We start from the raw sequence: 12,230 nt of genomic DNA on the forward strand, positions 1-12,230 counted from the left end.
CTCGTTCTGAGCTAGTCTTTCCGTGCGATCGATACGGTAAACATACCGGTGTTATCCACCAGCATGCCTATCTTTTTAAACCCCTCGGCTTCAACCAGCGCATCCATTTCCGCCTGAGTGCGGCAGCGCATGGACCAAAGCTTGCCTTGATGATCGTTCAGGGTTTTTGCTATCAGTTTCTGCTGCGAGTGCCAGGGCTGGTTGGTGTATACGTAGAACCCCTGATCGCTAAGCTGACGATGGATGCCTTTGATCGCCTGGGTGATGAAGGCATTGGTGTTGAACAGCTCAAATACGCCGGATGACACGGCTATCTGGTAAGGTTTTTCTTCAGCGTAACTCTCGGCCGCAAAGGCATCGGCCTGGACAGCCTGCGCACGATCGCTAAGACAGCGCTCGGCTATCACGCCGGACATGATGTCGATGTTATTGCCCTTCAGATCACGAAGCTCCAGTTCCAAATCCCCATGTTGGGCGGCCAGCTCGAACAGGTACTGGCCGTTGCCGGCGGCGATATCGACGATGCGTATGGGTGATGAGTCCTCGTTCTCCCGCCCTGCTTTGAGTGAATCGATACACTGGTTGATCTGCTGCTTCAGCAGCACCTTGCGCTGCCGGATGCCCTGCCAACCCGGTGAATCCAGGTAGATCCGGTCGATCAAGCGGCCGATGGGAGTCTTGCCTGTGGCGGTGTTGTTGTAGACATATTCCAGTGAGGCGCCGGAATCGAAGCCCAGCTCCCGGCCGATTTTTATCCCCTGACTGATACCACCAAACTGTTTTATAGCCCAGCGTGATAGCGGATAGCTCGGGTTGTAGCAGGGCAGGGCCAAGGCATCGAAGCGGTCGCGGCTGTAACCGTGTTGATCGGCGTTGCACAGGTCGGGCACCTGGTGCTCACGCTCAAATACCGATTCGACAAATGTCAGGCAGCGCTGGTAGGTCGCGTTGCGGTCGTCTTCGATAAACAGTGCGTGGTGGGCGCTGGAGTTGTAATGCCACTCCTTGTGTTCTGAACTCAGTTGCTCGTAGAACCTGCGCTGGGGTGAGCGGTGCACTACCCAGTCCTTGCCGGCAGAGAGCAGCAACAGCGGGGTGGTGATGGCGCCGGCGTCATCTACCAGTCGGCGGCCGGTTTTAAGCGTATCCAGCAGCAGGGGCGTAGAGATCGACGTGGAGATCAGCGGGTCTTCGTTATAGATCTGCTGTTGCTGGCGATCGTGGGTCAGCATACGCGATTTTACGTAGCTGCTGACCCGGGGCATGAGTTTGAGTTTCTGCGCCAGTGCCAGTAAGGGTTCTGAAAACGGTATGTACAGGCGGATCTTGAACGCCGGGGTGGCGAGGATGATACCGCGAATCTTCGGCGCGTAGTCATGTAACCAGGCCGTGGCAATCACGGCGCCCACACTGCTGGCGATCACTACGAATTGATCGCGCTTAATGCCGCTGTCCTCTTCGATACGCTGGATAAATAGATCGAGATCGTGCGCCAACTGGGCGTAACTCTCGGCATGATCGCGCTCACCCTCAGACAGGCCGTTACCACGCGCGTCCCAGGCATAAACGCTGTAACCCTGCTGAACGAAAAAAACGGCCATTTCCGCCATGCGCGCGGAGTGTTCATGGCCGCGATGCAGCAGCACCAGAATACGTTGGTTGGAAGTTTCAGGATGCCAGTGGCGAAATACGATCCTGGTGCCGTCTGCTGCATAAAAATGATCGAGCTTGTCCTCAAGGGGGGCGGCAAGTTTGTCCTTATCCATGGAATTTAATCACCTTCTGGCTGCGGTTGAGGATGGTGAGGGCTGCGAGGATATTCAGAGCGATAAACAGGAAACTGCCGATGCTGCCCAACAGGTCCGGCGCAACGGCGAACAGCAGGGCGATTGCGGACATCGCCAAGGCGCGGTCACTTTTGCCCAGGGGGCCTGAATTGATTCTTTGTTGGCACAGGCTGTAGCCGAGGATGGCGACCACCTCACCGAGCCAGGCGAGCAGTACGAATAGATATACTGAAAAGTCGCTGAACGCAGCGATACCGATAAAGGCGAGATAGAGCGCCGCGTCGGAGATCAGGTCACCGGTCTCGTTGAGGACGACGCCGGCGCGGCTGGTCATGTTGTGCTCACGGGCCAGCATGCCGTCGATGGCGTTCAGCATCATTCTCAGCAGCAGAAAGATCGGCAGTCCCAACCAGAGGGCGGTGGTGTTGATAAAAAAGAGCACTAATCCGTAGGCGATCGATGCGATACAAGCCGCGGCCGTCACCTGGTTGGGGGTGATGCCTGCGGCGGCGCAGCGGCTGACGATCGGGCGCAGCAGGTTCTGAAAAGCGGGTTTTAAGTCGTAGAGGGTCATCTAAGTCCATTTAGCCTTTTGCCAGGCGCCGTCCAGTTGGCTGCCCGGGAGGTTTGAATCTCGTACACCGCGAACTATACGCAAGAGCGCGATGACTTGAATTGATACACCTTAGTAAAAGTCGACTACGAGGTGTTTCCAGTAGTTCCCCGGCTTGGTTCCAGCGCAGTGAGTGCCGCCTGTGTATATGAAGGATGAAAAGCCCCGGCCCGGTGGGTGGGGTGGGGCTTTATGCATGAAAACAGCCGAGCGTTTATATCAGGCTCTGGCAGTGGCGATCATCTTGTTGATCAGCGCCCTCAGGGCGGCGGGTTTCACCGGTTTGGTCAGCAGCTGTGCGCCCCAGGCAAGAATCTCTTCACGCACCTCGTCGGTGCGGTCGGCGGTGATCACCACGGTGGGGATCGGCTTGCTCCAGCAGGGACTCAGGTCGTTCAGGGCCATAATACCGGTCTCGGTTTCACCCAGGTGGTAATCCACCAGCATGATGTCCGGTTCCCAGTTTTCCGCTTTTACTTTATCCACTGCCTCCGCACCGGAGAGTGCGGTCAGCACCTCGCAGGACCAGCCTTTCAGCAGTGCTGACATCCCCTCGATAATCTTCGGCTCGTTATCGATTACCAGCACCTTGATGCCGTTAAGGCCCTTGCTGCGGATCCAGCCGCGCTGTTCCGGTTTGGGTTTCTGCGCCTTGCTGGCGTCACCCAGCGGCACGCTGACGCTGAATACCGTACCCTGGCCGGGCCAGGAGCGCACGTTAACGCTATGCCCCAGCATACGTGCGATACGCTCGGTGATGGCCAAGCCCAGGCCCAGGCCCTTCACTTCGCTGTGCTTCGGGTTATCGATACGGCGGAACTCCTCGAACACCTCGGAGAGCTTGCTTTCGGGAATGCCGACACCGGTATCCCAGACCTCCAGCCGCAGGCTGTTGTCCTGGTGGCGTGCGCCCAGCAGCACCTTGCCCTTGGCGGTATAGCGGATGGCGTTGGAGAGAAAGTTCTGCAGAATGCGGCGCAGCAGCGCCTGGTCGGAGTAGACCACCTGTTTGCAGTTGACGTGATGGAAGCTAAGACCCTTCTCCTTGGCCACCGCATTAAACTCGGTGGAGAGATGCTGGAACATCGAATCCAGCGCGAAGTGGCTAAAGTTCGGCTCCAGGGCACCGGCGTCGAGTTTGGAGATATCGAGGATGGCGGTGATCAGCTCTTCGGCAGCGTGCAGGGCGTTATCCAGATTGCCCACCAGCTGAGTGGTTTCCGGCTCGTGTGACTGCTGTGCCAGGGCCGAGGTGAACAGACGCGCCGCGTTCAGCGGCTGCAGCAGGTCGTGGCTGGCCGAGGCGAGGAAGCGGGTTTTACCCAGGTTGGCGGCTTCCGCATCGGACTTGGCCTGGCGCAGCTCGTCCTCCATCAGGGCGCGGATGGTGTTCTCCTTACGCAGCTCCTTGTTGACCACCGACAGGGCGTGGGTTCGCTCGCGCACACGCTGCTCCAGGTTCTCGTTGGTTTCCTGCAGCGCGATCTCCGCCTTACGCCGTTCGGTAATGTCCTGGTAGAGGGTGAAGTAACCGAGCAGGTCTCCGTATTCGCCGATATGCGGGATATAGGTTACCTCGGCGTATCGCTCCGAGCCGTCTCGGGTCGGCATGCGAGTTTCAAAGCGCTGGCGCTCGCCGTTCAGTACCTTGCGAATGTAGTGGTGTCGGTGCTCATGTTCATCCGGCGGCAGAATGTTGCGTGATGGCGTGCCGGCGATGGTGTGGCGGTCGATGCCGAAGGTGTCGGCATAGGCCTTGTTGACGAACAGGAAGTTCCGGTCCGGATCCAGGTAGGCGATCAGGACCGGCACGTTGTCCGTGTAAACGCGGATGTTCTGTTCACTCTCACGCAGAGCTTCTTCGGTACGCTTGTGTTCGGTGATATCCATGTAGGTGTTGACGTAGCCGCCGTTGGGCATCGGGTTGCCGCGGACTTCGAGTACGGTGCCGTCAGGGCGGTAGCGCTCAAATGCATGGGGCTCGCCGGAGCTGATCACCGCTAGACGCTCGGCCACCTGATCATCCAGGGTGCCGTTGCTAAGGCCATATTCCCCGCGCACGGCGTTGTAGCGGAAGATCTCCTCAATAGGGCGACCCACGCAGACCAGTCCCTCGGGGTAGTTGAACATGTCGATATAACGCTGGTTCCAGGCGACCACGCGCATATTCTGATCGACCACGCTGATGCCGAGGCTGATGTTCTCGATGGTGGACTGCAGCAGGGAGCGACTGAACCTCAGTGCCTGAGACGCTTCATCGACAATCGCCACCACGTCGCCGATCTCCATATCCTTGCCGCGCAGGGTGGAGTCCATGACGATACGGGCGGATGAAGCGCCGATAGCACCGGCAAGCAGGCGTTCGGTGTGCTGTATCAGCTCCGGTGTTGCCTTGGAGCCGGGCAGTGCCGGGTCTTCGCCGCGATGCAGGGCGTAGGTGGTAAAGGCGTGTTGGGTACGGCTGATGCCGAGGAAACGCTCTGTGAGCATCTGCAGGTCGCCAACGGATACCTGGCTGGTCATGCGGCCAGGCTCGGCGAAGTGCTTGGTATGTACGTTGGTGAAGGCACTGGCCTGGATTCTGTCCACCAGGCGCTGGCTGGTGAGCATCGATACACCAATATAGAGCAGCAGGTTAATGCTCAGGCTCCAGATCACGCCGTGGGTCAGCGGATCGAAATAGCTCAGCCCGAAAAGCGAAGTGGGCGCAGCCCAATCCGGCGTATCCCAGCCCGGTAGCAGCTGTGTCGGGATAAGGTGGGCGGACTGCATGGCCGGTACGACCAGGGTATAGACCCAGAGCAGGAAGCCGGCGGTGAGTCCTGTCAGTGCGCCGCGACGGTTGCCGCGTTTCCAGTAGATGCCGCCGACAATGGCAGGCAGGAACTGAATTGCAGCGACGAATGCCAGCAGGCCGAAGGAAGCCAGTGAGCCCTGATCGCCAAGAATACGGTAGTAGAAGTAACCGAGCAGCAGCAGGGTGACGATGGTGATGCGGCGTACGCGCAGCAGCAGCGATCCCAGATCTGAGGTTTCTGCGAGTTTGAGGCGCGGTATCCGCAGCAGCACCGGCATCACGATATCGTTACACACCATGGTGGCGAGGGTGATGCTGGCGACGATAACCATGCTGGTGGCGGCGGACAGGCCGCCGATAAAGGCGAAGGTCGCCAGGTATTCATGTCCGCCGATCAGGGGCAGCAGCAGAACGAAGATATCCGCTTCCTGGCTGGAGGGGCCAAAGTAAAGAATGCCGCCGGTGGCGATAGGCAGCACGAACAGGGATAGCAGAATCAGGTAGAGCGGGAACAGCCAGCGAGCGGTGCGCAGGTTGCGGTTACGGGTGTTCTCCACGATGGTGACGTGAAACTGCCGTGGCAGACAGATAGCCGCGCCACAGGCGAGAATAATCTCCGTCAAAAAACTGTCGCCCAGTGGCGCGGTGAAATTGGTGTTGTTCTGTAACTGGTGCTGGAGGTTGTTCAGCATGGTGTCGACACCGCCGAACAACCCGAAGGTGACGAACAGGCCTACCGAGAGGAACGCGGTGAGTTTTATGATCGATTCGAACGCCACCGCCAGTACCAGGCCTTCGTGGTGCTCGGTGGCGTCGATATGGCGGGTACCAAACAGAATGCCGAATACCGCCATCGCCAGCGCCACGAACAGAGCGGTATCACTGCCCTTGCTCAGGGCCTCGGTGGCGCCAGGTGCCAGGGCGTTGTAACTGATCGCCACCGCTTTCAGCTGCAGCGCGATATAAGGGATGGTGCCGAGCACCCCGATCAGTGTGACCAGCACCGCCAGGCTCTGGCTCTTGCCGTAGCGGGAGGAGATAAAGTCGGAGATCGAGGTGATGTTTTGTTGCTTGCTGATCAGGATGATCTTCTCGATCATCCGCCAGGCCAGCAGGAACACCAGCACCGGGCCCAGGTAGGTGGCCATGAACTCCCAGCCAGTGGAAGCTGCGCGCCCCACCGCGCCGTAAAAGGTCCAGGATGAGCAGTAAACCGCCAGCGACAGGGAGTAGACCACCGGGTTACTCGCCCACTTTTTGCCCGCGTCGCTTTTATCCCCGTAGTACGCCAGCCCGAAGAGCAGGCAAAGGTAGGCGAGGGAGATCAGTATGATGGTCCAGCCCGATAACATGTCGACAATGTCCAGTTTGTTCAACGTGAATACGGTACACAGTGTAACTCGGTAAAGGCTGGCTGGGGACTGTCGTGGCACAAGCCTGAGCGTAAAGCCCTACTTATCGTAAGACCTTGGTCTAGGTTGTTTTTTAACCAGGGCGGCCACTAATCTGTGATGGATGCTACTGGCGCGGTCGTTGTGGCGCCAGGGATTGGATTGTCGACACTATGAATCCGACTAAAGTCGGGGATTTTATCTTGCGACTCCTTTGTTAGATTCAGCCTGTCTGCTTCCACCAACTGAAATAAAAACAATAGATAGGATGGTGCCATGTCTAGCAACAACAGCAGTGCGCAGGCGTACTGGAAAGAAAACCTGCGAATCATCATGACCTACCTGGCGATATGGTTCGTCGTGTCCTACGGATGCGGCATCCTCTTCGTCGACGCTCTCGATCAGATCCAGTTCTTTGGCTTCCCGCTGGGATTCTGGTTCGCTCAACAAGGTTCTATTTACGTCTTCCTCGGGCTCATCTGGGCATACGTGTTCAGCATGAACAAGCTCGACGAGAAGTATGACGTTCACGAATAACAATAAGTACGAAGGACGCTGACCATGAGTCTTGATCTGCTCACATACCTGTTTATCGGGGGGTCGTTTGCGCTCTATATCGGTATTGCGATATGGGCGCGTGCGGGTTCCACCAAAGAGTTCTACGTTGCAGGTGGCGGTGTACCGCCGGTTGCCAACGGTATGGCGACTGCCGCTGACTGGATGTCAGCTGCATCGTTTATCTCCCTTGCCGGTATTGTTTCCTTTATCGGTCGTGACGGTACCGCTTACCTGATGGGCTGGACCGGTGGTTACGTGTTGCTGGCGATGCTGCTGGCTCCCTACCTGCGTAAGTTTGGTAAGTTCACCGTGCCTGACTTTATCGGTGACCGTTACTACTCCAATACGGCACGTACCATCGCCGTTATCTGTACCATCGTTATCTCCTTCACCTATGTGGCGGGGCAGATGCGTGGTGTAGGTATCGTATTCTCCCGTTACCTCCATGTTGAGATCGAAATGGGCGTGGTGATCGGGATGGCGATCGTCTTCTTCTACGCCGTACTTGGCGGTATGAAAGGTATCACCTACACCCAGGTGGCGCAGTACTGCGTACTGATCCTGGCGTTCATGGTTCCGGCGATCTTCCTGTCCATGCAGGTAACCGGTCACTTCCTGCCGCAGACCGGTCTGGGCGCCACTCTGGAAAGCGGTAAGTCGGTACTGACTACCCTGAACGAACTCTCCGTCGAGCTGGGCTTTGCCGAGTACACCGCCGGTAAGAAAACCACTATCGATATCTTCTTCCTGACCGCTGCGCTGATGTGCGGTACTGCGGGCCTGCCGCACGTAATCGTACGTTTCTTCACCGTGCCGCGTGTGAAGGATGCGCGTATCTCCGCTGGTTGGGCGCTGCTGTTCATCGCTATTCTGTACACCACCGTTCCGGCGGTTGCAGGTTTCGGTCGCGTAAACCTGATCCAGACCATCAATGGCCCGGATAACGCAGGTACCGAGTACGCTGAAATGCCGTCCTGGTTCAAGAACTGGGAAAATTCAGGCCTGATCGCCTGGGCTGACAAGAACGGCGACGGCAAGGTCAAGTATGAAGCTGGCGCTGCGTTTGACGGTAAGCCTGCCTTCGGTGAAGGCCGTGTGAACGGTGACGAAAGCATGCAGCGTATCACTACCAATGCGTCCGACAGCGTGAACGAAGTCTACGTTGACCGCGACATCATGGTACTGGCCAACCCGGAAATCGCTCAGCTGCCGGATTGGGTAATCGCCCTGGTTGCAGCCGGTGCGGTTGCGGCGGCACTCTCCACCGCGGCGGGTCTGCTGCTGGTAATCTCGACCTCGATCTCGCATGACTTGATGAAGAAGACCATCAATCCGAATATCACCGACAAGCAGGAGCTGATGTACGCACGACTTGCGGCCATTGTGGCAATCCTGATTGCCGGCTACTTCGGTATCAACCCGCCGGGCTTCGTGGCTCAGGTGGTGGCACTGGCCTTCGGTCTGGCAGCCTCCTCGGTGTTCCCTGCAATCATCCTGGGTATCTTCAGTACCCGTATGAACACCCAGGGCGCGGTTGCCGGTATGCTGGTTGGTCTGGTCTCCACCATGGCTTACATCATCTACTTCAAGTTCATGGGCGGTTCTTCAGACCAGTGGTTCCTGGGTATCTCTCCGGAGGGCTTCGGTACCGTCGGTATGATCCTGAACCTGATCGTGGCAACTGTCATCTCCCGGGTGACTCCGCCGCCGCCGGAAGAGATCCAGCATATCGTCGAGGATATCCGTATCCCGCGTGGCGCTGGCGCCGCACAGAGCCACTGATCGCTGATCAGTAGATAGAAAAGAGAAAAAGGGCGCGCCGGCGAGAGTTGGCGTGCCCTTTTTACTAACGACAGTTTTTTCCAGGCGTTACGCATGTCACGTTGAGAGGCGTGACGGTTGGAAAGGTCTGACGGATCTTCCAGAAACAAGATAAAAACAACAAGAGCCGGGTTGTACCGGACGGGTTTGATGCAGAGGTGTGAGGCCGATGTCCGATTCATTCAAGATGGATAACATTCCGTTCAGTCTATTGACGCCGGAAGAGCAGGCGACGGTAGAGGCAAGCCTGGACCTGGAGTATTACCAGCAGGGTGAGAAGATCATCACCGCTGGTGAAGCGCCGGAAGGGGTCTATATCATCCTCAAGGGGCGGGTTCGCGAAAGTGAAGGCGCCGATGAGGATCAGCATATCTATGTGCACTACCAGAACGAGGATTACTTCGGTGGCTGGTCATCGCTGCGAGGCGAGGCGATTCACGACTTCACCGCTGAAGAGGAGACTATCTGCCATATCCTGCCAACCAAGGTTCTGATCGACCTGATCCAGAGCAACGCCCTGTTTGCCGACTATTTTCAGCAGAACTTCAGTGCCAAGAGTGAGATTGTCGCTCAGCACAGCCGCAATCAGGATATGGCGGAGTTCATGCTTTCCAAGATCGGTAACGCCACCGTGCGTGAGCCGCTGGTGGTGGAAGAGGGCACCAGCATCCGTGAGGCGACCCGTCTGATGCGTGAGCACAAGGCGGACTGTGTGCTGGCGCGCAAGGGTGGTCGTTACGGTATGGTGACGGGTACAGACCTGCTCGACGCAGTGGTGCTGAAAGAACGGTCTTTGGATGATGATGTGTCCGAGATCGCCTCCTACCGTTTGGTGACTGCCGATCCCGAGGACTACCTGTTCAATGCGCTGATCACCATGACGCAGCAGCAGATCGAGCGCGTGGTGGTGATGTCCGGTCAGGAGATGATCGGTATCGTCGAATTGACCGATGTGCTCAGCTATTTCTCCAGCCACTCCCATGTGATCGGTTTACGTATCGAACGTGCCAACTCCCTCGATGAGCTGCGCGAAGCCGCGCGAGGGCTCAACGACCTGATTAAGGCTCTGATCTCCACCGGCGTTAAGATCCGCTTCACCATGGATCTGCTGGCGGCCATGAACGGACGAATTATCGCCAAGCTGTTTGATCTGACGATTCCCAGCGATATGCAGCCCCATGTCTGCCTTATCGTGATGGGCTCGGAAGGGCGCGGTGAGCAGATCATGAAAACCGACCAGGATAACGCGCTGATCTTCCGTGACGGCCTCTCGTGGAAGGATATGCAGGCGACGATGAACCGCTTCAGCGAAACGCTGATCTCCTTCGGCTTTCCACCCTGTCCGGGCAATATCATGGTATCCAACCCCCAGTGGGTGAACTCCGTGGGTGACTGGACCCAGAAACTGAATGACTGGGCCGAGAGCTGCGAGGGTGATGCTCAGATGAATCTGGCGATCGCCGTGGATGCCAAGCCTGTCGCCGGGAATCAGGCGCTGTACAAGGTGGCGCGAAACTGGTTTCTGCGCCATCTGCGTAACAACGATGTGTTCTTCTCGCATTTTGCCAAGGCTGCGATCGAGTTTGATACGCCGTTAACCTTCTTCGGCAATATCCGCGAGCGTGGCGAGCTGGATATCAAGAAGGGCGGTATCTTTCCCATCGTGCATGGTATTCGCACCATGGCGCTGGAACACAGGATTCTGGCGACTAACACCTATGAGCGTATTCAGGCGCTGGCTGATGCGGGGCAGATCCGCGATGACAACGGCAAGGATATTTCCGAGGCGCTGTCGCTGTTTGTACAGCTGCGTCTGCGCCAGCAGATTCGCCGTGTTGAAGAGAGCGAGGATGGCTTTGACCCGACTCCGAACCTGATTGAGCTGGATAAGCTCAACAAGATGGAGCGTGATCTGCTGCGTGATGCGTTGCAGATCGTCAAAGGCTTCAAGAAGCACCTGTCACTCCGCTACCATCTGGGAGGCTGATTTTTAATGATAATTCCAAGAACTATCCGCCGCCTGCAGGAGCGTCGGACCCATAAAAACGGCCCCTGGGCAGAACTGTTCGAGTCCTACAGCGGTGATGAGATCGTCTCACTGGACTGTGAGACAACCAGTCTGGATGTCTCCAAGGCGGAAATTCTCTCCATTGGAGCTGTGCGGATTAAGGGTCAGAAGGTTAAGACCAGCGACCGCCTGGATATCCGTCTCAAGCCGCCGGCGAGCCTCACCAGTGAATCGATCAAGGTTCACAAAATCCGCGCCAGTGATCTCAGTGATGGCATCGAGTTGGACGAGGCGCTGGATAAGCTGCTGGCGTTTATCGGTAACCGGCCGATTCTGGGTTACTACGTCAATTACGATATCCGCATGATCGACAAATTCCTGCGACCCAAATATGGTTTCGGACTGCCGAACAAGGCGATCGAGCTTTCCCATGTTTATCATGACATTATCAAGTGGAAGCATGTGGGTGGTGATGTGGACCTGCGCTTCGATACCATCGCCAGCAAGCTGGATATACCAATCATCCAGCGTCATACCGCGCTGGGCGACGCCATTACCGTGGCGCTGATGTATGTTCGCCTCAAGCATGGCCAGGCGCCTACCAACACGCATTAGGCCTTGCGCGTTAGAAGCCACAGCAGCCGGATCAACCACCGGGATATTGGTTGGCAGTTGTAGCAAGCCTAACCGGCGCGAGGTTCGTGCCTTCTGCAGAAAGAAACCGGGCGCTTGGTCCGGTTTTTGCTTTATTTCCCTTTGGTCAGGCTTTTCATACTCAAGTGACGTTTATTTGTCGCTTTTGCGAGTCGCTGAGCTTGATGTAGTGGGCGTTGAGCCTATAATGTCAAAATAATGCCGCTCGGGCAGGGGGGAGTATGGTCGATCGAGCTGATATCAACGGCGTTCTGGCGCAGATGCGTGAGTTAAGAGCTCAGGCTCAGCAGGGCGTGCGTCAGATCGATATGCCGAACCCGATTCAGCAGCCAAACCAGGTCGAAAAGACCGAGCAAAGCGAGTTTGGCGATCTGCTTAAGATGGCGATCGATCAGGTCAATAATCATCAGGCGGAAGCCTCCCGGTTAAGAACCGCCTATGAACTGGGCGATCCCAGTGTGGATCTGCCGCAGGTCATGATCCAGGCCCAGAAGGCCTCCGTCTCTTTTCAGGCGATGACCCAGGTGCGCAACCGTCTGGTTAGCGCTTACGAAGATATAATGAATATGGCGATCTGATCGTCGAACTCCGGTTTCTTGAG

At 57.0% G+C, this 12,230-nt stretch carries 8 protein-coding genes; 5 read left to right on the plus strand and 3 right to left on the minus strand.

Annotated elements, in window-relative coordinates; genetic code table 11:
- Positions 1-11 precede the first annotated feature (11 nt).
- The 3 genes from CLV83_RS09470 to CLV83_RS09480 form a co-directional block, all read right to left on the minus strand.
- The gene (locus CLV83_RS09470; protein ID WP_132291004.1) at positions 12-1,766 is read right to left on the minus strand and encodes a bifunctional alpha/beta hydrolase/class I SAM-dependent methyltransferase; all 1,755 of its coding nucleotides are present in this window, start codon (positions 1,764-1,766) and stop codon (positions 12-14) included.
- Positions 1,759-2,361 (minus strand): CDP-alcohol phosphatidyltransferase family protein, encoded by a 603-nt coding sequence (locus CLV83_RS09475; RefSeq protein ID WP_132291007.1) that lies wholly within the window; start codon positions 2,359-2,361, stop codon positions 1,759-1,761. The genes CLV83_RS09470 and CLV83_RS09475 overlap by 8 nt, the downstream gene beginning before the upstream one ends.
- A gap of 258 nt (positions 2,362-2,619) precedes the next feature.
- The gene (locus CLV83_RS09480; RefSeq protein WP_132292639.1) at positions 2,620-6,549 is read right to left on the minus strand and encodes a hybrid sensor histidine kinase/response regulator; all 3,930 of its coding nucleotides are present in this window, start codon (positions 6,547-6,549) and stop codon (positions 2,620-2,622) included.
- A 315-nt stretch (positions 6,550-6,864) separates the two neighbouring features.
- On the opposite strand from CLV83_RS09480, the gene CLV83_RS09485 reads away from it, so the two are divergent.
- The 5 genes from CLV83_RS09485 (at position 6,865) to fliE (ending at position 12,207) form a co-directional block, all read left to right on the plus strand.
- Positions 6,865-7,125 carry a DUF4212 domain-containing protein gene (locus CLV83_RS09485; RefSeq protein WP_132291010.1) on the plus strand — a complete coding sequence of 87 codons (261 nt, stop codon included), beginning with the start codon at positions 6,865-6,867 and terminating at the stop codon, positions 7,123-7,125.
- A gap of 24 nt (positions 7,126-7,149) precedes the next feature.
- Entirely contained in the window at positions 7,150-8,928 is a 1,779-nt protein-coding gene (locus CLV83_RS09490) for a sodium:solute symporter family protein (RefSeq protein WP_132291013.1), read from the plus strand.
- Positions 8,929-9,136: 208 nt separating this feature from the next.
- On the plus strand, positions 9,137-10,954 hold the full coding sequence (locus tag CLV83_RS09495) for a putative nucleotidyltransferase substrate binding domain-containing protein (protein ID WP_132291016.1): 1,818 nt from the start codon (positions 9,137-9,139) through the stop codon (positions 10,952-10,954).
- Between the two features lie 6 nt (positions 10,955-10,960).
- Complete coding sequence (locus CLV83_RS09500) at positions 10,961-11,590, plus strand: 3'-5' exonuclease (RefSeq protein ID WP_132291019.1); 630 nt, start codon at positions 10,961-10,963, stop codon at positions 11,588-11,590.
- A 260-nt stretch (positions 11,591-11,850) separates the two neighbouring features.
- The gene (fliE, locus tag CLV83_RS09505) at positions 11,851-12,207 is read left to right on the plus strand and encodes a flagellar hook-basal body complex protein FliE (RefSeq protein WP_132291022.1); all 357 of its coding nucleotides are present in this window, start codon (positions 11,851-11,853) and stop codon (positions 12,205-12,207) included.
- The last annotated feature ends 23 nt before the right edge of the window (positions 12,208-12,230 follow it).

Origin of the sequence: Marinobacterium mangrovicola (assembly GCF_004339595.1) — a bacterium.
Classification (GTDB): Bacteria; Pseudomonadota; Gammaproteobacteria; order Pseudomonadales; family Balneatricaceae; genus Marinobacterium_D; species Marinobacterium_D mangrovicola.